Origin of the sequence: Kitasatospora phosalacinea (genome assembly GCF_030268885.1) — a bacterium.
Lineage (GTDB): Bacteria > Actinomycetota > Actinomycetes > Streptomycetales > Streptomycetaceae > Kitasatospora > Kitasatospora phosalacinea_C.
In genome coordinates, this window is the sequence record NZ_BSSA01000007.1 from 168,503 (window position 1) to 188,568 (window position 20,066).

The following is a 20,066-nucleotide window of genomic DNA, read 5'->3' on the forward strand; positions in this document are numbered from 1 at the left end:
GTGGTGCGCACGCCGTGCTCACCGGCCGGAGTCCCGACCGCCCGGTGCCTTGCAGGTGCCGTTCCGGGCCCGGTCAGGGCCCGATGCTGGGTCTGCGGTCGACCGGCCCGTCGTGCGGGCCGCCGTGCTGCTGCTCGTGGGCGGTGCAGGCGCGCATCACGGCGCGCTCCATCTCGCCGCGGAACTCCTCGATGCTGCCGGGGGAGCCCGCGCTGCCCTCCTCGCGCAGGCTGGGCCGCTGCCGGGAGCCGCGGCTGACGGCCAGCACGCCGTCGCCGAGCTCGTTGAGCATCCGCTCGTGCTCGCGGCTCTGCTGGTCCTCGCGGTTCCAGGGCTCGATGACGGCCACCGAGCCGAGGTTGCGCCGGTCCAGCCGGCGCACCGCCTCGGCCCGCCGCCCGTCCAGGAACGCCCACCGGTCGACCAGCAGCACGCAGGGCCGGGACGGCCGCTCCCCGGTCAGCAGCTGGTCCGCCCCGTCCTCGAACTCGCTCACGGTGGGCTGGAAGCCCATGCCGCGGGCGATGTCGGCGGCGTCCTGGGCCAGCGGCCGGGAGGAGTCCGGCCGGTACGGCTGCCAGTCGGTGCGCTGCTCGCCGTACCAGACCGCGCTGCGCTGGGGCGGCAGTTCGCGCTGCTGGTAGGAGAAGACCGAGATCCGGACCTGGTCGGCGTTGTCGGGCGGGTCGAAGGCGGACGGCTGGGACTCGAAGTCCAGCACCTGGCCGATCGGGATGACGGTCTGCTCGGCGACGTCGACGATCCGCCGGGCCAGCCGCCACACCGCGGTGTGGTACTGCGAGCTGAACGCCGCGATCTTCATCAGCGCGTACAGGCCCTCGGCGGCGTACTCGGCGCCGAAGCTGTCGTGGTTGAACTGGAGCTCACCGGCCACCCGGGGCAGCTGGTAGTGCTCCATCGAGACCCACAGCGCCGGGACGATGCCGGTCATCCGCTCCGCGGTGGGGCGGCGCTGGTAGACCGAGCGGCGGGTGAACAGGTGCCACTCCCGGCCGCACGCCTCGGACTTGAAGTAGCGCGGCGAGTACAGCGGCACGAACACCCGGCAGGTGGCCAGCTCGCGGGAGAGCCGCTCGGCCCACTTCTGCCCCTGGTGCATGGAGCGGTCCATGAAGCCGACGGGGTGCCCGGACGGCGCGTCGGTGATCTGCAGGATCGCCTCGCTCAGGTCCTGGTACAGCTTCGCCACCCACAGGTTGGGGTCGGCCGCGCCCCGCGAGTTGATCCGCGGCGTGTGCGCGTAGCTGAGGAAGAAGTACGGCCGGGGCGCGTCCTTCCCCTGGCCCGCACCGCTGCTCACACGCGCCTCCCCCGAGCCCGCCTGTCACTGTTCCCCCCAAAGGGACTCAAGTGTAGGAAGGTCGGCGGTCCGAATGGAATAGGGCCTTGATCTGATCCCGCGTCAAATCTGCCTGTTCCGGTACCACTTGTCCGCGAGGTCGACCGCTTCGCGGATCGGCATCAGGTGGCAGCGGGCGTCACCGACCGGGCCGGAGCGGATCTCGTCCGCGAGGCCCTCGGCGAGCACCTCGCCCATCGCCGGGAAGTGCTCGTCGTGCAGCCGCGTGCCGGTGAAGGAGCGCCAGCTGCGGCGGCCGTCGGGGGTGCGCACCACGCACCGGTAGCGCTGCTCCTCGCGGTCCGGCTGCCAGTACTCGAGCAGGTGGAGCGGCGTGCAGCACCACACCGGGACGCCGATCATCAGACAGCGGGCGCCCGCCTCGTAGAGTCGGTGGGCGGGCGAGCCCTCGCCGAGGTGGCTGGGCCAGGGGTGGCTGGCGGTGATCTCCTCGGCGCGCGGGCCGATGGCGGTGAAGGAGGTCTGCGGGTGACCGCTGCGACGGGCGCCGGGCAGCAGCCGGACCTCCTCGGCGAGCCGGCCCATGGTGGGCGAGGCCGGGGTCTCGGCGGCGTCCCAGGCGGGCATCCGGGCGTGGTATCGGCGCAGTTGGGCGGGGGTCATCCCGGCGACGGCGGCCCGGTAGGACGAGGAGGTGCGGGAGTTCTCGGGCGTAGCGGTGTAGACCACCAGGGTGCCGTCCGCCCCGAGCGCCCCCCTGAGCGCCCGCACCACCCCCTGTGCGCCGTCCACCACCGGCCCGACCGACCGCAGGGCGGCCTGCACCAGCAGGGTCTCCCCCGGCCGGACGCCGAGCCGGTCCAGATCCGCGATGAGCTCCGTCACGGAGTACAACAGGGCCTCCCACAGCCGCGGGCCGGCGCACCGGCCCCGCAGTCGACGCGCCGCAGCCGCACCGCCCCGTCGGCGGCCGGTCGTCCTTCACCCCTGCCCGCGTTCCCGGCCCTGCCACACCCGCCGGGCCGGGCGTCCCGTCAGCCGGACGCGGCGGCCACCCGGGCCCGCCAGCGGGCCAGGTTCTCCGCGGCCGCCTCCCGGGCCGCCGCCTCGGCGGCCGCGCCGACCGGCACCGCCAGCCAGGGTTCGACGGCCGCGCGCATGCCCGCGGCGAACCGCTCGCCGAGCGGGGTGAGCGCCCCGGAGCCGTCCAGCTCCTCGATCGCCCCGAGCGTGTGCGAGCGCCAACTCGCCAGCTGGAAGCGGGCGTTCTCGCGCTCCGGCCCGTCGGCGAGCACCCGCACCCGGGCGGCCCAGTATTCGGTGACCGCGAGGTGCGCGTACGTGCCCTGGAACAGCCCCTCCAGCGGGCGCGGGTCGGGCCGCCAGGGCGCGTGGAACAGCCGCCGCTCGGTCCGGTCGTACAGGTCGTGCAGGTCGAGCACCGCCCCCAGCTTGACGTGCTGGAACTCGTGGGCGAGCAGCAGCGCGAGGGTCGGTGCGGCGGCCGGGCGGGCGATGCCGACCGCGCCGAACGCCTGCCGGGCCGCGGCCGAGACGTCCCGCCCGGCGGGCCCCGGCCGCAGCGGGGTGACGGTGGACAGGCCGGTCCGGATGCCGGGCGCGTAGCCGGGCAGGTCGCGGCCGATCAGTTCCCAGGCCTCCTGCAACATGCCCGTCCAGGCGTGCAGTTCGGCCTCGTCCAGGCGGGCGGAGACCGGCCACTGGTGGCTGTCGCGCTGCGGGTCGGTGTCCTCCAGCGCGGGCGTCCAGCCGTCGGCGAGGGCGACCCGCCGCACCGGCTGCCAGCGCTCGTCGCCGGGCGCGTCCCAGCCGACCCGGACGCCGCCGACCGCGAAGCCCTCCGGGTCGCCGGTCAGCACGGCCTCGCCCGCGCCGCCGACCAGCACCCGCCCCAGCGTGGGCAGGTGCACGGCCCCGGCCCGCACGGGCAGCGGGAGTTCGAAGGACCGGCGGGCCCGCAGCGCGGCCGCCGCCGCCAGCTCGGCCACCCCGCCGAGGTCCGCCCGGCCGGGCCCCGTCCCGCCCGGACCCGCCCCGCCGGGCCCCGTCCCGTCCGGACCCGCCCCGCCGGACTCCGTCCCGCCCTCGCCGCTCAGGCAGCGCACCGCCCAGGCCCGGACGTACGGGTGGGTCAGCACCGCGGACAGCGCGGCGCCGTCGGCCGCGTCCAGCGAGGTGACCAGGTCCCAGGCCGGGGAGGCCGCCCCGACCGCGGCCACCAGCCGCCGGGTCAGCCCGAGTTGGGCCCCGGCCAGGGCCCGGACGGTGTCGGCCCCGCCGTAGCCCGCCGCCAGCTCGTCGAGCTGGCGCTCGGTCAGCCCGCCGCCGGGCGCGTCCTGCGCCGGGACGGTGGCGGCGGGCACCGTCCGGTCCCGGATGGTGGTGATCAGTTTCAAGAGGTCCCCGCAGAAGACGGAGGGGTTGCGGAAGCCGGAGCCGTCGTCGCCCCGGTAGCGGTGCGCGTAGAGGCCCCCGCCGCAGGAGCGCACCACCGGGCAGGCCCGGCACTGCTCGGCCAGCCCGGCCAGCCCGGACTGCCGCTCCACCATGCCGGGGTGCGCGGCGACCTGGTCGAGGCTGTGCTCGAACACGGTGAACCCGGTCTCGGGCGCGCCGTCGTACGCGGTCTTCAGGCTGTCGGCCTGCTCGAAGGACCCGTCGGTCTCCACCACGACCAGGTCGGCCGGGTCCAGCCCGAGCGACTCGGTCAGGCTGGAGCGCCCGCGCAGGGTGCGGTGGATCGAGTCGAAGGTGCGCACCGGGACGGGGCGGCCGAGCTCCTCCCAGCGCCGGTGCACGGCCAGCAGCCAGTCCGCGTACGGCGTCCCGCCGAGCCCGGCGGGACGCTTGGGGGGCTCGTCCCAGGTCGCGTGCGGCAGCAGGAAGTCCACCCGGGGCGGTTCCAGGGCGACCAGCGCGTCGAGCACCGCGACGGGGTCGTTCTCCACGTCGACGGTGCACAGCAGGCCCGCGTACAGGTGCCGGTACTCGGGGCGGCGCAGCAGGGCGACGGCGGCGAGCACCTCGGCGTGGCTGCTGCGGCCGTCGGCGAAGCGGCGGTGCCGGTCGTTGGCCGCCCGGTCGCCGTCCAGCGAGATGCCGACCTTGATGCCGTGCGCGGCGAACAGGTCGAGGTGGCGGGTGCGCAGCCGCACCCCGTTGGTGTGGATGCGCAGGTCGAGGGCGCAGTCGGCGGGGAGCGCGGCGCGCAGCAGCTCGGCCGCCCGGCCGAGCCGGGCGGGGCCCGCCAGCAGCGGCTCGCCCCCGTGCAGCACCACGTGGACGGCGGGCAGCCGGTGGGCGCGGACGTGCTCGGCGATCCGTTCGGCGGTGCGGGCCAGCACCGCCTCGTCGATCACCTTGGCCTTGCCGCGCCAGCTGGTGTCGGCGTGCTCGTAGACGTAGCAGTGGTCGCAGGCCAGGTCACACCGGCCGTGCATCTTGACGACGTACTGCGAGAACGGGACCAGGGGGCGCGGCGCGGGCGGCACGGGGATCAGGGGTGGAACGTCGTGTCGGTCTCGGTGCTCCGGGACCGGTTCAGATCGAGGAGTTGAACGCGGCCACCGCCACCTGTCCCGACTCCCCGCCCGGGAGGACCCGGTGCAGTCCGGCGGCGAGTTCCTCGGTACCGAGAGCGGCCAGAGCTGCCAGCGAGGGAGCGGACTCCTCGGCGCGCACGCTGTCGGCGGGCTTGGTGGCGGCGACCATGATGACTCGTTTCTGCGCCCGGCAGCGGGCGCGCGAAGCAGGATCCCGGCATCCGATTGCCGAGACTCACCACCGCGAAACTGTATCGCCGTTCCCTGCTTCCAGCCCGCCCAAACCTGTGTTTTCGCTGCGCCGTTCGAGAAAATTTACCTCGTTCGGAGCAGTCCGGAAAGCTTGACAGCCACCGGAGTTGATGATCCGTCAGGGGAACAGCCGCTCGACCCGCCACCCGGCGCCCTCGGCGACGTACCGCAGCCGGTCGTGCAGCCGGTTCTCCCGCCCCTGCCAGAACTCGACGGTGCGCGGGACGACCCGGTAGCCGCCCCAGAACGGCGGGACGGGCACGCCCTCGCCCTCCGGGTAGCGGGCGGCCAGGTCGGCGTACCGCTGCTCCAGCACCCCGCGGTCGGCCAGCGGGCTGGACTGCTCGCTGGCCCAGGCGCCGAGCTGGGAGCCGTGCGGGCGGGTGCGGAAGTAGGCCGCGGTCTCGTCCCGGCCGACCTTCTCCACCCGGCCGGCCACGATGACCTGCCGGGCCAGCACGATCCACGGGAAGAGCAGCGCGGCGTTCGGGTTGGCGGCCAGGTCGGTGCCCTTGCGGGAGCCGTAGTTCGTGAAGAACACGAAGCCGCGCCGGTCGTAGCCCTTGAGCAGCACGGTGCGCGCGGAGGGCAGCCCCTCGGCGTCGGCGGTGGAGAGCACCATCGCGTTGGGCTCGGGCACGCCCGCCTCGCCCGCCTCGTGGAACCAGCGGGTGAACTGCCGGTACGGGTCGTCGGCCAGCTCCTCCTCGGCGAGCCCCTCGTGCAGGTAGTGCTCGCGCATCACCGACGGGTCCGGCCCGGGCCGCTCCCCGGCGGGTCCGACGGGTCCGACGGGCGACGCGGGCTCCGTGGGCCCGGTGGGTTCCGTGGGCAGGGACAGGGCACTCGGCTCGGTGCTCGGGTGGCGTTCCGCGGTAGGCACGCCCCCATCATCCCGTACGACAAGCGCCGGGCGCCGCCGCCTCCGGGCCGGTCGGGAGTAGGGTGGCTCGCCACCGCTTCACGACCCGCCTGCCGGGGAACCGTCCGGCCACCGCCGGGGACGCCCCGAAAATCCGCCGACGACGCCGGAGACGACAGGGGTGCGAGCGGCCCGTGGGGGAAACATCACCGTCGTGGTGTATGGCGCAATGCACTCCGTGCCTGCCACTCTGACACCGAGTGCCAACCACCATCGGCCACCGGCGCGCCGCCCCACCACGGCCGCGCGCCGCGTCGGATCACTGAAGGAGCCGTTCTGATGTCGGATTTCGTACCCGGCCTTGAGGGTGTAGTCGCCTTCGAGAGCGAGATCGCCGAGCCCGACCGCGAGGGCGGAGCGCTGCGCTACCGCGGGGTGGACATCGAGGACCTGGTCGGCCAGGTCTCCTTCGGGCACGTGTGGGGCCTGCTGGTGGACGGCAAGTTCGCCCCCGGCCTGCCGGCCGCCGAGCCGTTCCCGATCCCGGTCCACTCCGGCGACATCCGGGTCGACGTGCAGTCCGCCCTCGCCATGCTCGCCCCGGTCTGGGGCCTCAAGCCGCTGCTGGACATCTCCGCCGAGCAGGCCCGCGACGACCTCGCCCGGGCCGCCGTGATGGCGCTGTCGTACGTGGCCCAGTCGGCCCGCGGCCAGGGCCTGCCGATGGTCCCGCAGCGCGAGATCGACAAGGCGGAGACCATCGTCGAGCGGTTCATGATCCGCTGGCGCGGCGAGCCGGACCCGAAGCACGTCAAGGCCGTCGACGCGTACTGGACCTCGGCCGCCGAGCACGGCATGAACGCCTCCACCTTCACCGCCCGGGTGATCGCCTCCACCGGCGCGGACGTCGCGGCCGCGCTGTCCGGCGCGGTCGGCGCGATGTCCGGCCCGCTGCACGGCGGCGCGCCGTCCCGGGTGCTCGGCATGATCGAGGAGATCGAGCGCACCGGCGACGCGGCAGGCTACGTGAAGAAGGCCCTGGACAAGGGCGAGCGCCTGATGGGCTTCGGCCACCGCGTCTACCGCGCCGAGGACCCGCGCGCCCGGGTGCTGCGCCGCACCGCCAAGGAGCTCGGCGCGCCGCGCTACGAGATCGCCGAGGCGCTGGAGAAGGCCGCGCTGGAGGAGCTGCACAACCGCCGCCCCGACCGCGTGCTGGCCACCAACGTCGAGTTCTGGGCCGCCATCATGCTGGACTTCGCCGAGGTCCCGGCGCACATGTTCACCTCGATGTTCACCTGTGCCCGCACGGCCGGCTGGTCGGCGCACATCCTGGAGCAGAAGCGCACCGGCCGACTGGTCCGCCCGGCCGCCCGCTACATCGGCCCGGGCTCCCGCAAGCCGCAGGAGATCGAGGGCTGGGAGCAGATCGCCGGCTGACCCACTTCCGGGTGAAAAGCCGTCCGGCCGCCGCCCCGGACACCGCCGCCACCGGGCGCGTGGACGCCCCCTGACCAGGGGTCACGCGCTCCGGTGCGGCCTGTCCGGGGCGGCCAAGATCACGTCTCAGCGGCCGGACGGGCGTACCGCCGCCGCGCGCCCGGGCGATAGGGTGCGGGGGTGGCTCAGATTCAGATCCCCGCCGACAATCTGCCCAACGACGGCCGCTTCGGCTGCGGCCCCTCCAAGGTGCGCCCCGAGGCCCTGAGTGCCCTCGCCGCCACCGGAACCTCCCTGCTGGGCACCTCCCACCGCCAGGCCCCGGTGAAGAACATCGTCAAGCGCGTCCGCCAGGGCGTCGCCGAGCTGTTCTCCCTGCCGGAGGGCTACGAGGTGGTGCTCGGCAACGGCGGCTCCACCGCGTTCTGGGACATCGCCGCGTTCGGCCTGGTGCGCGAGAAGTCGCAGCACCTGGACTTCGGCGAGTTCTCGTCCAAGTTCGCCTCCTCGGTGAAGGCCGCCCCGTGGCTGGCCGAGCCCACCGTGATCAAGACCGTCCCGGGCACCCACCCGCTGCCGGTCGCCGAAGCGGGCGTGGACGTCTACGGCCTCACCCACAACGAGACCTCCACCGGTGTCGCGATGCCGATCCGCCGCCCCGAGGGCGCGGACGCCGGCTCGCTGGTCCTGGTCGACGCCACCTCCGGCGCGGGCGGCCTGCCGGTCGACATCCGCGAGACGGACGTCTACTACTTCGCCCCGCAGAAGTCCTTCGCCTCCGAGGGCGGCCTCTGGCTGGCCACCTTCTCGCCGGCCGCGCTGGAGCGCGCCGCGGAGATCGCCGGCTCCGGCCGGTACGTCCCGCCGTTCTTCGACCTGCCGACCGCGATCGACAACTCCTCGAAGGACCAGACGTACAACACCCCGTCCATCTCCACCCTCTTCCTGCTGGCCGACCAGCTGGAGTGGCTGAACGGCCAGGGCGGTCTGGAGTGGGCGGTGGCCCGCACCGCGGAGTCCTCCTCGATCCTGTACTCCTGGGCCGAGAAGTCCTCCTTCGCGCAGCCCTTCGTGGCCAAGCCCGAGGAGCGCTCGCAGGTCGTCGGCACCATCGACTTCGACGACTCGGTCGACGCCGCCGCGGTCGCCAAGGCACTGCGTGCCAACGGCATCGTGGACACCGAGCCCTACCGCAAGCTGGGCCGCAACCAGCTGCGCATCGCGATGTTCCCCGCGGTCGACCCGGCGGACGTCGAGAAGCTCACCGGCGCCATCGACTACGTGGTCGAGCACCTGAACGACTGACGCAGCCCGTCATCCGCGAGGCCCCGGTCCACGAGCGGACCGGGGCCTCGCGGCGTCCGCCGGTGCGGCCGGGGCGGGTCACCAGGCGTACGCCTCCGGGGCGGGGCCGCCGCCGTTCGGGCCGGGCGGGGGGAAGAGCCGGTCCAGGGCGGCCAGCAGGTCCGCGTCCAGTTCCAGGTCCAGGGCGGCCAGCGCGCCGTCCAGCTGGGCCGCGGTGCGCGGGCCGACGATCGGGCCGGTGACGCCCGGCCGGGCCAGCAGCCAGGCCAGGCCGACGTGCGCCGGGTCGGCTCCGGCCCGCGCGCACAGGTCCTCGTACGCCGCCAGCGCCTCGTGGTGCGCGGCCAGGGCGGCGGCCGAGTGGCCGCCGCCGCCGCGGGCCGCGGTGCCCTCGCGCCGCTTGCGCAGCACGCCGCCGAGCAGGCCGCCGTTCAGCGGGCCCCACGGGATCACGCCGATGCCGTAGTGCCGGGCCGCGGGCAGCACCTCCAGCTCGGCCCACCGGGTCATCAGGTTGTACCGGGTCTGCTCGGCGACCAGGCCGAGGAAGTGCCGCTCGCGGGCGGCCTCCTGGGCCTGGGCGAGGTGCCAGCCCGCGAAGTTGGAGGAGCCGAAGTACAGCACCTTGCCCTGCTGGCGCAGCACGCCGAACGCCTCCCAGACCTCCTCCCACGGGGTGTGCCGGTCGACGTGGTGCATCTGGTAGAGGTCGATCCGGTCGGTGCCGAGTCGGCGCAGCGAGTCCTCGCAGGCGCGCCGGACGTGCCAGGCGCTGAGGCCGCCCTCGTTGGGGCGGGGGCCGGTCGGGAGGTAGACCTTGGTGGCCAGGACGGTCCGCTCCCGGCGCTCCGGGTCGCCCGCGAACCAGCGGCCGATGATCTCCTCGGTGGAGCTCTCGCCCGGGCGGGTGCCGTAGACGTTCGCGGTGTCGAAGAAGTTGACGCCCGCCTCGTGGGCCCGCTGCATGATCGCGTGGCTCTCGCGCTCGTCGGTCTCCGTCCCGAAGTTCATCGTGCCGAGCACCAGCCGGGACACCTGCAGCCCGCTGCGGCCGAGCCGGGTGTACTCCATGGCAACCGCCCCCTCGTCCCCCGGCGGGCCCGCCGGTCGGGCCGCGCCGCCGCCAATAATACCGACATATCTGTCTGATTGTGCGTCGGAGGGGCCGACGGAAGCGGAACAGGAGCCTCCTTCGGCCGGTGACCTTGGGGATAGGATGCAGACAGGTCGGCATCTTGACGATGCCCAACGCGCACGAGGGGACCGAGCATGACCAAGCAGGAACGCGGCATCCGTTCGCGGCGGGCCATCCTGGAGGCCGCGGCCGAGGTCTTCGACCTGCGCGGGTACGACGCCGCCGGCACCAACGAGATCCTCTCCCGCACCGGCCTGACCAGGGGCGCGCTCTACCACCACTTCCCGTCCAAGGAGGCCATCGCGCTGGCCGTCCTGGAGGCCCACGGCGACGGCCTCGCCCTCCCCGAGCACTCCGCGCACGCCAGCCGCCTGCAGTCCGTCATCGACCTGTGCTTCGCCTTCGCCGACCGCCTGCACACCGACGCCGTCCTGCGCGCCGCCGTCCGCCTCGCCGTCGAGCAGACCTCGCTGCCCCGCCCCACCGACACCCCGTACGAGCAGTCCCGCGCCGTGGTCCGCACCCTGCTCGCCGAGGCCGCCGCCCAGGGCGAGACGCTGCCCGGCCTCGACCTCGACGAGGCCGCCGACGTGATCATCGCCGCGTTCACCGGCGTCCGGGTGATGTCCCAGGTCTACACCGCCCGCGCCGACCTGCCCCAGCGCCTCACCGCCCTGTGGCGGATGCTCCTGCCCGGCATCGCCAACCCCGGCATGATCGGCCGCCTGCGCACCACCCCGCCGCCGACCACGGCGGACGGGGACGCCGCGTCCGCTACTTCTGCATGATCGCGCCGACGATCACCACGGCGAGCAACAGAACGAACGCGCCGGTCACGATCCGCATACGGGTCTTCGGGTCCACGCTTCGAGACTAGTCGGTCGCCCGCCCGGCCCCGCACACCGGGCGGGCCCCGGGCGCCCGGGGCCCGCCGCGGCGCATGTCACCGCGGCTGAACACCCTCCGGTTGGGCAGGCTAGGGGCATGCTCACCTACGACTCGACCGGCTTCCGCCTCGACGGCCGACCGCTGCGCATCCTGTCCGGTGCGGTGCACTACTTCCGCAGCCGCCCCGAGCAGTGGCCCGCCCGGCTGGCGGCGGTGCGCGCGATGGGCCTGAACACCGTCGAGACGTACGTGCCGTGGAACCTGCACGAACCCGCGCCGGGCCGCCTCGAACGGCTCGACGAGCTCGGCGCCTTCCTCGACGAGGCGCACCGCCAGGGCCTGTGGACGATCGTCCGGCCCGGCCCGTACATCTGCGCCGAGTGGGACAACGGCGGCCTGCCCGGCTGGCTCACCGCCCGGGTCGGCCGCCGCGCCCGCACCAGCGACCCCGCGTACCTGGCCGCCGTCGACGCGTACTTCGACGCGCTGCTCCCCCAGGTCGTCGACCGCCAGTGGGGCCGGCCCGGCGGCACCGTGCTGATGGTGCAGGTCGAGAACGAGTACGGGGCCTTCGGCAGCGACGCCGCCTACCTCGCCCACCTGGCCCGCGGCCTGCGCGAGCGCGGCGTCACCGTCCCGCTGTTCACCTCCGACGGGCCCGAGGACCACATGCTCGCCGCGGGCACCGTCCCCGGCGTGCTGGCCACCGTCAACTTCGGCTCCGACCCCGAGGACGCCTTCGCCGCCCTGCGCCGCCACCGCCCCGAGGACCCGCCGTTCTGCATGGAGTACTGGAACGGCTGGTTCGACCACTGGGGCGGCCGCCACCACACCCGCGACGCCGCCGACGCCGCCGACACCCTGCGCCGCATCCTCGCCGCCGGCGGCTCGGTCAACCTCTACATGGCCCACGGCGGCACCAACTTCGGCACCACCGCCGGAGCCAACCACGCCGACCCGCCGTTCAACTCCACCGACTGGACGCACTCCCCCTACCAGCCCACCACCACCTCCTACGACTACGACGCCCCGCTCGACGAACGCGGCCTGCCCACCGCCAAGTTCGACGCCTTCCGGCAGGTCATCGCCGACTTCGCCGCCGAACACCCCGACGAGGCCCGCTACGTGGACGGCCGCACTCCCCAGCTCCCGGAACCCGCACCGCTGCTGGAGGCCCGCGAGGTCACCCTCGACGAGTACGCCGAGCTGCCGTTCGGCCCGGCCGTCGCCTCGCCCGTCCCCCCGTCCTTCGAGGAACTCGGCCTGGAGCACGGCCTCGTCCGCTACACCACGACCGTGCCCGCGGGCGGACCGGAACTCCCGCTCACCGTCGAGGGGCTGCGCGACCGGGCCGGCCTGCAGATCGACGACAAGCCCGCCACCGCACTCGAACGCGGCGTGGCCGCCGAACCCGTCACCGCGGGCGGCGGCGCCCGCGTCCGGCTGCTCGTCGAATCCCTCGGCCGGGTCAACTACGGCCCGCGGGTCGGCGAGACCAAGGGCGTCACCGGCGTCCGCCACGAGCGCCAGTACCTGCACGGCTGGCACGCCGAACCCCTCGCCCTCGACCCGCTCCCCGCCGCCACCGCCTGGACCCCCGGCACCCCCGCCCCCGAGACGCTCGCCCGCGGCACCCTCCACCTCGACGCCCCCGGCGACGCCTTCCTCGCCGTCCCCGAGGGCCACCACGGCTACCTCTGGGTCAACGGCTTCCTCCTCGGCCGCTACGACAGCAGGGGCCCGCAGCGCACCCTCTACTGCCCGCTGCCCCTCCTGCGCCCCGGCCCCAACACCCTCACCCTCCTGGAGCTCGGCCCCACCACCCCCACCCGCATCGCGCTCCGCGCGGCCCCCGAGATCGGAACCTGAGCGACCGGGGGCGCGAGGAACCGCGCGGCCGGCCGTCGACCGTCGGCAGGACCGCGACGCAGGACGACCGCCTGCACCGCTTCGCGACCCGCTGACGTTCAGGTGCCCAGCGGCCACCCCTCCACCGCCGTGTAGCGGGCCGGTCCGTAGCCCGTCTCGCTGCGCATCAGCTGGATCCGTCCGGCCCGCCACTCGCGGCCGCGGAAGCCCCGCAGCGCGTCGGCCATCGCCCGCAGCTCCCCCGGCCCGGCCGGTCCGCGGCTGCGGGTGGTGCCGGAGCGGGCGAGGGTCAGGTGGGGGTGGAAGCCGCGCTCCTCGTCCTCGGCGCCGAGCGCCCGCTGCACGGCCGCGGCCAGTTCCCGCAGGGCCCGGACCTCGCCCTCGACGCCCGCCCAGAGGGCCCGTTCGCCGAAGGTGCCGCCGCCGGACAGGCGCAGCCGGTGCTTCGGGTGCTCGCCCGCGACCCGGGCCAGGGCGTGCTCCAGGGCGGGCACCTCGTCGGCCGGGACCTCGCCGAGGAAGGCCAGCGTGAGGTGCCAGCCGGCGGTTTCGGTCCAGCGCAGCCGGTCCGCGCCGGGGAGCCGGTGCAGGGGCTCCACGGCGTCGACGAGTTCCTGCTTGGCGGGGGCCGGAGGGTTCACGGCGACGAAGAGCCTCATCCCGCCATCCTGCCGCACCGCCTCCCCCCGCCGGTCGGACAAGGGGAACCAGCCGCCGGGGCGACTGCCGGGGCGGCCGCCGGAGCTGCGCACCGGGCAGCTCCGGCAGCCGGGCACCGGCCTAGCAGGCGGTCGCCAGGTCGTCCTTCTGCACCACCGAGAACACCCGGCCGCGGGTCCGCACCGGGTGCGGGTCCAGGCGCAGGCGCAGGCCGCTGATCCGGCCGAGGACGAGCGCGACCACGCCGGCCGCGGCGGCGGAGACCAGTCCGCAGGCGAGCAGGCCGAGGCGCGGGCCGTACGCGGCGGTGATCCAGCCGACCAGCGGGGCGCCGATCGGGGTGCCGCCGGTGAAGACCAGGACGAGCAGGCCCATCACGCGGCCGCGCATCTCGGGGTCGGTGCCGAGCTGCAGGGCCGAGTTGACCGAGGTGTTGAAGGTCAGGCCGAACACGCCGATCAGGGTGAGCAGCAGGGCGAAGGTCCAGTACCCGGGGGCGAACGCGGCCAGCACCTCCAGGGCGCCGAAGGCGAGCGCGGCGAAGACCAGGCGGCGCAGCCGGGGCGCGCCGCGGCGGGCGGCGAGCAGGGCGCCGGTCAGCGAGCCGACCGCCATGGCGGTGTTGAGCAGGCCGTACTCGCCCGCGCCGACGTGGAAGGTGTCGTGCGCGAAGCCGGAGAGCAGGGTCGGGAAGTTGAACCCGAAGGTGCCGATGAACCCGGCGAGCACCATCGGCCAGAGCAGTTCGGGCCGCTCCCGGACGTAGCGCAGGCCCTCGCGGAGCTGTCCGCGCTCGCGGGCGATCCGCTCGACGGGGCGCAGTTCGCTGCTGCGCATGGCGAGCAGGCCGCCGATGACCGCGACGAAGGAGAGCGCGTTGACGGCGAACGCCCAGCCGCTGCCGACCGCGGCGATCAGGGCGCCCGCGACGGCGGGGCCGACCAGGCGGGCGGTCTGGAAGTTCGCGGCGTTCAGGCTGACGGCGTTGGCGAGGTCCTTGGCCGGGACCATCTCGCTGACGAACGCCTGCCGGGTCGGGTTGTCGACCACGGTGACCAGGCCGAGCAGCAGCGCGAACAGGTACACCGCGACGGGCGTGACGGCGCCGGTGACGGTGAGCAGGGCGAGGCCCGCGGCGAGCAGGCCCATCGCGCCCTGGGTCGCGATCAGCAGGCGGCGCTTGGGCAGCCGGTCGGCGAGGACGCCGCCCCACAGGCCGAGCAGCAGCATGGGCAGGAACTGCATGGCGGTGGTGATGCCGACCGCGAACGGGCTGCCGGTGAGGCTGAGCACCAGCCAGTCCTGGGCGATGCGCTGCATCCAGGTGCCGGTGTTCGAGACCGCCTGGCCGGCGAAGTAGTACCGGTAGTTGCGGATGCGCAGGGACGAGAACATCCCTCCCGGGCGGGTGAACCGGCCCGGCTGAGCGGCGGGGTCCTCCGCCGCGGTGCGATGCTCGGGGTCGTCGTCGCCGCTGCCCGGCAGGCCCGTGGGGGCGGGTGCCTGGCTCTGCGCGGCGGGGGCGCCGGTGGGCGCGGTCCCGGTGGTGGCCGCTTCGTCGGTGAGCGGTTCGTCGTGGCGTACTCCCGCGGGGCGGGTGGTCAGGCGCCGGGGGTCGGTGCGGAGGTCGGTGTGGACGGTCGCGGTGCGGATCGCGGCGGCGCGGGCGGCCGGCGGTGTCAAGGTGGTCTCCCCTCGGCGCGCCGCGACCGGTTCGGCGGTCGCGGCGCGGTGTGTGGTGCTGGTGGATGCTGCGGTGATGCGGTTCTCCTTCGTGCGCCCGGGACGGGACGGACCCTGGTCGTGCCGTGGGTGGTGCTACAGGTTGGCCAGTTTGTAGAGCACGGGCGCGGCCGCCTTCAGCCGTTCCCACTCCTCCGGGTCGAGGCCCTCGGCGAGCCCGGCCAGCCAGGCGTTCCGGCGGCGGCGGGACTCGTTGAGGATCTCCTCGGCCTGCTCCGTACTGCTGACCACCACCTGTCGGCGGTCCTCCGGGTGCGGCTCGCGCCGCACCAGGCCCTTCTCCTCCAGCATCGCGATGATCCTGGTCATGGACGGCGGCTGGACGTGCTCCTTGCGGGCCAGCTCGCCTGGTGTCGCCCTGCCGCAGCGGGCGAGCGTGCCGAGCACCCCCATCTCGGTGGGGCTCAGCGACTCCTCGACCCGCTGGTGTCGCAACCGTCGGGCCAGGCGCATCGCGGACGACCGCAGCTGGCTGACCGCCAGCAGGTCGTCCTCGGACATCTCGGGCATGTCCTTAGCCTACGTCATTACCGAGTCTAAGGAAAATTGATTTCGCCCGTGCGCCGGCCCGTCCGGCGGGCGCGTTCAGTCCGCGGTGAGGTGGAAGCCCAGTCGACCGAAGCGCAGCCGGTCCCCGGCCCGGACCACGGTGCCGCCGGCCACCCGGCGGTCGTTGACGAAGGTGCCGTTGCTGGAGCCCAGGTCGTACAGCACCCAGTCGCCCGCCTCGAAGCGCAGCTCGGCGTGCTGCCGGGAGACGGTCGAGTCGCCCAGCCGGAGGTCGGAGCCGGTCATCCGGCCGATCCGCAGCCGCCGGACGGCCGGGTCGGGCAGCTGCAGCCGGGTCAGCTGCTCGGCGTGCCAGGTCTGCCGCAGCCGGACCTGGAGCGCGGAGAGCTTGGCGACGCTGCGCAGCAGGACCCGGGAGAACGGGCCGTAGGTACGCAGGTCGCCGACCACCTCGGCGAGTTCGGCGCGGCTGCGGGCGGTCAGCACCAGCTCCATCCGGCGGATGAAGGTGTCGTGCGAGAGGCGACCGCTGCCGACCCCGTCCCGCAGCACCTCCAGCGCGCTGTCCCGCTCGGCCTGCGAGGGGCGGGCGAGCTGGGTGCTGAACTCCTGAGCGGCCATAGCGTGATTGTCGGGCGGGCGGTCCGCGCTGTCCAGCACGTCACCCGCCCCCCGACCGGGCGGGCGGCCAACCGCCCTGCGGCCCGCGGGCCTTCGGGCCGGTCCGGGCCAACCGCCCCGCACCCGGGCCCCGTCCTGGCAGGATCTCGCAGAGCACCGACGACCAGCCCGGGGAGCGCCCGCCATGCCCGTGATCGCCGTGACCGGGCACCTGGACCTCTCCCCGGCCACCGCCCGCGCCGTCCGTGCGGCCCTGGACGCCCTGCTGTCCCCCTACCCGGCCGGGGAGTTGACGGGCGTGTCCTGCCTCGCCCCGGGCGCCGACACGCTGTTCGCGGACGCCGTGCTGGCCCGCGGCGGCCGCCTGGTCGCCGTCCTGCCCGGCCCGTCCCACCCGGGCCCGCGGGCCACCGCCGCCGAGCGCACCGCGTTCGAGCGGCTGCTCGCCGCCGCGCACCGGGTGCTGGTGCTGCCCGCGACCCGGCTCGACCCGGCCGCGTACGTGGCCGCCAACGACCGGCTGCTGCAGCTCGCCGACCGCCTGGTCGCGGTCTGGGACGGCCGGCCGGGCAACGGCCCGGGCGGGACGGCCGACATGGTCGCCGCCGCCCGGGCCGCCGGACTGCCGGTGGACGTCCTGTGGCCGCCCGGCGCGGCCCGCACCGGCCGCTGAACTCCCCTACGGCTCCAGCCTGTTCGGGCCGCGGAACAGGAAGACCGCGTCCCGGATCGAGGGCAGCCCGAGCGCCAGCATCAGCACCCGGGCCAGTCCGAGACCGAACCCGCCGTGCGGCGGCATGCCGTACCGGAAGCAGTCCAGGTACCGGCCGAGCGGGCCCTCGGGGCGCGCGTCCATGCCCTTCTCCCGGGCCTGGGCGACCAGTTGGCCGTGCCGGTGCTCGCGCTGCGCACCGGTGGTGATCTCCACGCCCTTCCACAACAGGTCGAAGGACTCGGTGACGGCCGGGTCGGCGGCCGAGCGCAGGTGGTAGAACGGCCGCACCGAGGCGGGGAACCCGGTCACGAACACGAACTCGTGCCCGGTCTCCTGCGCGACCAGCGCGCCGAGCAGCCGCTCGCCCTCCGGGTCGAGGTCCTCCCGGACGCCCTCCGGGTCCCACCCGGCGCTGCGCAGCCGCTCCACCGCCTCGGCCATCGTCAGCCGGGGGAAGGGCAGTTCGGGCACCACGACCTCGACGCCCCGGTGCCGCCGGATCTGCTCGCCGTGCCGTTCGGCGACCTGCTCCAGCACCCGGTGCAGTATCCGCTCCTCGAAGGACATCACGTCCTCCACGCCGTCGATCCACGCCAGCTCGACGTCCACGCCGGTGAACTCGGTGGAGTGCCGGGAGGTGAAGGAGGGCTCGGCCCGGAACACCGGACCGATCTCGAAGACCCGGTCGATGCCGCCCGCGATCGCCATCTGCTTGTAGAACTGCGGGGACTGGGCCAGGTACGCCTTGCGGTCGAAGTACCCGACCTCGAACACCTCCGCACCGGACTCGGAGGCCGTCCCCATCAGCTTCGGCGTGTGCAGCTCGGTGCAGCCCTGCTCGGCGGCGACCTCGCGCATCGCCCGTTCGACCGTGGTCTGCACCTCGAACACCAGCCGCCGCTCCGGGCGCCGGACGTCCAGGAACCGCCAGTTCAGCCGCTGCTCGGCCCTGGTCCCCGGTCCGATCGGCAGCCCCGGCTCGGCCGCCGACACCACCTCGACCCGCTCCGGGACGATCTCCAGCCCGCCCAGCTTCACCACCGGGTTGGCCACCACCCGCCCCGTCACCACCACCGCCGACTCGACGGTCAGCCCCCGCAGCAGCTCGCCGAGCGCGTCCTCCCCGCCCCCGCGCCGGTGCGTGACCTGCACCGCCCCCGTGTGGTCCCGCACCACCACGAACTGCACCTTGCTCTGCAGCCGCAGCGTGTCGACCCACCCCTTGACCGTCACCGTCCGCCCGATCGCGGACGGCAGCTCACCGACGAGGACGCGCACCATGCCGAAGCAACTCCCTGGGTTGCGGGCGCGTTGTTCGCGCCACGAGAAGAGCGGTAGACGGCCGCCCGAGGACGCGCCCACGCTAACCCGCCCGCTCCCCTCCCCACCTCCGGTTTTTCCCCGTTCGCCGCACGCCCCGCCGCCGCCGACACTACGATGACCCGACTCGGGTGCGCCCGGGCGGAACTGATGGATCGTCAGATGTGCGTGCGTTCCGGGGAGGCCGCCCGATGGGCGAGGATGCGTGGAACAGATCGGCGCTGCGGGCGGGGACCTTGTCGAGGCTGCTCGCCCTGACCGACACCCTGGTCGAGCAGGTGGCGCTGCCGGAACCGCAGGCGCCCACCCGGCGCCTGCTGGTGGTCGACCCGCTCGACCCGCCGGTCACGGACCGGGCCGGAGCCGTCCTGATCGCGATCGGGGTCGACCCGCGCTCGGCGGCGGCCGAGGACCTGCTGCGCGACGCGGGCGCGGACCGGGTGACGGCCGTGGTGCTGCGCGGAGTGGACGACCGGGCCCGCAGGGAACGGCTGGGGGAGGTCGCGGAACGGGCCGGGACGGCCCTGCTGCTGCGCACGTCCTGGGCCGACTGGCAGACGGTGATCAGCAGGATGCGGGCCGCCCTGGAGAGCCCGGCCCCGGAGAGCGACAACGTGCCGCTGGGCGACCTCGCCGCCCTGGCCCGGCAGATCGCCCGCCAGGTCGGAGCGGGGGTGACCATCGAGGACCCGGACTCCCGGGTCCTCGCGCACCACGCGGTGAGCGCCGACCTGGACCGGATCCGGCTGTGGACCGTCCTGACCGGCGCCGTCCCCGAGGAGCGGCGCCGGGCGATGGACCAGGACGGCTTCTTCAAGCAGCTCTGGTCCTCGAACCAGGTGCTGCACCGCCTCCCCCACGGGGACGTGCCCGAGCGGATGGCCGTCGCGGTGCAGGCGGGCGACATGCGCCTCGGCTCGATCTGGGTGGCCGCGATCACCGGGAAACCCCTGCGGGCGAGCACCATCGAGGTGCTGCGGACGGCCGCCGAGACCGCCGCCGCCCACCTGCTGTACCACCACGCGCACCACGACGCCCGCAACGCCCTGCTGCTGGCTGCGGCCCGCGCGGTGCTCGACGGCCCGGGCTCGGGCCTCCTGCTCGCCGGGCACAGCGGCATGCCCGCCGACGCCCGCTGCGCCGTCCTGGCCGTCGGCACGTCCGGCCCGGTGGACGACGACTGCCGGGTCCGGCTGGAACAGGGGGTGCGCATGCACCCGTCCCGCCCCGGAACCGACCACCTGATCCTCCCGGTCGCCCGCGGCGTCCTGGTCCTGCTCGGCGGCCTCGCGAAGGACCCCGCCAGGGCCCGGGACCAGGTCGGCGACTACGGCCGCCAGCTGTCCGCCGCCCTGTCGGAGCGGCTGGGCACCCGGGTGCTGATCGGCCTCGGCCCGGTCCAGGCCCGGCTGGACGACGCCGCCCGCTCCCGCCGGGCCGCCGACCTGGCCCTGGGCGGGCTGCTGTTCGCCCGCGAGAAACCCGACACCGGCTGCGCCACCGTCGAGCAGGTCGCCGACGCGGTGGCCCTGCGGCAGGTCGTCGAGACGGTGGACGGACTGCCGCTGCCGGTGCGGACCTCGGTGTCCCGGCTCGCGGACGCCCCGGCCCAGGACGGCCACCACCCGCTGGAACTGCTGTCCGCCTACCTGCGCCACGGCGAGCGGAAGGGCCCGGCGGCCGACGCGCTCGGCATCCCCCGCGCCACCTTCGCCCGCCAGTTCGCGAAGCTGCTCAGGACCGCCGGGCTGGACGCGGACAGCGCCGACGCCGTCCTGCTCGCCCGCATCCAGCTGCTGGTGCGCGAGCACCGGGCCGCCCGGGGCTGACCGGGTGGTGCGCGGGCGCCGGATCCGCGGGTG

Annotated in this window: 17 protein-coding genes; 6 read left to right on the forward strand and 11 right to left on the reverse strand. The window is 74.8% G+C overall.

The annotated features are described in order from the left end of the window. Positions 1 to 73: 73 nt before the first annotated feature. The 5 genes from QSK52_RS13195 to pdxH form a co-directional block, all read right to left on the reverse strand. On the reverse strand, positions 74 to 1,321 hold the full coding sequence (locus QSK52_RS13195) for a TIR-like protein FxsC (RefSeq protein WP_285736181.1): 1,248 nt from the start codon (positions 1,319 to 1,321) through the stop codon (positions 74 to 76). A 102-nt stretch (positions 1,322 to 1,423) separates the two neighbouring features. Next, positions 1,424 to 2,206, reverse strand: coding sequence for an aminoglycoside N(3)-acetyltransferase (locus tag QSK52_RS13200; protein ID WP_285736182.1), 783 nt, complete (start codon positions 2,204 to 2,206; stop codon positions 1,424 to 1,426). A gap of 149 nt (positions 2,207 to 2,355) precedes the next feature. Further along, the gene (locus QSK52_RS13205) at positions 2,356 to 4,833 is read right to left on the reverse strand and encodes an FxsB family cyclophane-forming radical SAM/SPASM peptide maturase (RefSeq protein ID WP_285736183.1); all 2,478 of its coding nucleotides are present in this window, start codon (positions 4,831 to 4,833) and stop codon (positions 2,356 to 2,358) included. A gap of 49 nt (positions 4,834 to 4,882) precedes the next feature. Further along, complete coding sequence (fxsA, locus tag QSK52_RS13210; protein WP_285736184.1) at positions 4,883 to 5,053, reverse strand: FxSxx-COOH cyclophane-containing RiPP peptide; 171 nt, start codon at positions 5,051 to 5,053, stop codon at positions 4,883 to 4,885. A 201-nt stretch (positions 5,054 to 5,254) separates the two neighbouring features. Then, on the reverse strand, positions 5,255 to 5,878 hold the full coding sequence (pdxH, locus tag QSK52_RS13215) for a pyridoxamine 5'-phosphate oxidase (RefSeq protein ID WP_285736185.1): 624 nt from the start codon (positions 5,876 to 5,878) through the stop codon (positions 5,255 to 5,257). Positions 5,879 to 6,337: 459 nt separating this feature from the next. Between pdxH and QSK52_RS13220 the strand changes: the two genes are divergently transcribed. Further along, entirely contained in the window at positions 6,338 to 7,438 is a 1,101-nt protein-coding gene (locus QSK52_RS13220) for a citrate synthase 2 (RefSeq protein WP_285736186.1), read from the forward strand. Positions 7,439 to 7,618: 180 nt separating this feature from the next. After that, entirely contained in the window at positions 7,619 to 8,743 is a 1,125-nt protein-coding gene (serC, locus tag QSK52_RS13225) for a phosphoserine transaminase (RefSeq protein WP_285736187.1), read from the forward strand. Positions 8,744 to 8,821: 78 nt separating this feature from the next. On the opposite strand, the gene QSK52_RS13230 is transcribed toward serC, so the two are convergent. Beyond that, positions 8,822 to 9,814, reverse strand: coding sequence for an aldo/keto reductase (locus QSK52_RS13230; protein ID WP_285736188.1), 993 nt, complete (start codon positions 9,812 to 9,814; stop codon positions 8,822 to 8,824). Positions 9,815 to 10,012: 198 nt separating this feature from the next. On the opposite strand from QSK52_RS13230, the gene QSK52_RS13235 reads away from it, so the two are divergent. Then, entirely contained in the window at positions 10,013 to 10,666 is a 654-nt protein-coding gene (locus QSK52_RS13235; RefSeq protein ID WP_285736189.1) for a ScbR family autoregulator-binding transcription factor, read from the forward strand. Positions 10,667 to 10,862: 196 nt separating this feature from the next. After that, positions 10,863 to 12,635, forward strand: a complete 1,773-nt coding sequence (locus tag QSK52_RS13240; protein WP_285736190.1) for a glycoside hydrolase family 35 protein — start codon at positions 10,863 to 10,865, stop codon at positions 12,633 to 12,635. A 98-nt stretch (positions 12,636 to 12,733) separates the two neighbouring features. On the opposite strand, the gene thpR is transcribed toward QSK52_RS13240, so the two are convergent. From thpR to QSK52_RS13260, 4 genes are all read right to left on the reverse strand, one after another. Continuing rightward, entirely contained in the window at positions 12,734 to 13,294 is a 561-nt protein-coding gene (gene thpR / locus QSK52_RS13245; protein ID WP_285736191.1) for an RNA 2',3'-cyclic phosphodiesterase, read from the reverse strand. A 121-nt stretch (positions 13,295 to 13,415) separates the two neighbouring features. Further along, the gene (locus tag QSK52_RS13250; RefSeq protein WP_285736192.1) at positions 13,416 to 14,978 is read right to left on the reverse strand and encodes an MFS transporter; all 1,563 of its coding nucleotides are present in this window, start codon (positions 14,976 to 14,978) and stop codon (positions 13,416 to 13,418) included. A 135-nt stretch (positions 14,979 to 15,113) separates the two neighbouring features. After that, positions 15,114 to 15,548 (reverse strand): MarR family winged helix-turn-helix transcriptional regulator, encoded by a 435-nt coding sequence (locus QSK52_RS13255; RefSeq protein WP_285736193.1) that lies wholly within the window; start codon positions 15,546 to 15,548, stop codon positions 15,114 to 15,116. 75 nt (positions 15,549 to 15,623) lie between these two features. Continuing rightward, positions 15,624 to 16,169, reverse strand: coding sequence for a DUF1707 and FHA domain-containing protein (locus tag QSK52_RS13260; RefSeq protein ID WP_285736194.1), 546 nt, complete (start codon positions 16,167 to 16,169; stop codon positions 15,624 to 15,626). 184 nt (positions 16,170 to 16,353) lie between these two features. Here QSK52_RS13260 and QSK52_RS13265 point away from each other — a divergent pair, with 184 nt between their 5' ends. Then, entirely contained in the window at positions 16,354 to 16,842 is a 489-nt protein-coding gene (locus tag QSK52_RS13265; protein WP_285736195.1) for a hypothetical protein, read from the forward strand. A 6-nt stretch (positions 16,843 to 16,848) separates the two neighbouring features. Here QSK52_RS13265 and aspS read toward each other — a convergent pair whose 3' ends face one another. Then, entirely contained in the window at positions 16,849 to 18,165 is a 1,317-nt protein-coding gene (aspS, locus tag QSK52_RS13270; RefSeq protein ID WP_285736196.1) for an aspartate--tRNA(Asn) ligase, read from the reverse strand. A gap of 230 nt (positions 18,166 to 18,395) precedes the next feature. On the opposite strand from aspS, the gene QSK52_RS13275 reads away from it, so the two are divergent. Continuing rightward, the gene (locus QSK52_RS13275; protein WP_285736197.1) at positions 18,396 to 20,033 is read left to right on the forward strand and encodes a hypothetical protein; all 1,638 of its coding nucleotides are present in this window, start codon (positions 18,396 to 18,398) and stop codon (positions 20,031 to 20,033) included. The last annotated feature ends 33 nt before the right edge of the window (positions 20,034 to 20,066 follow it).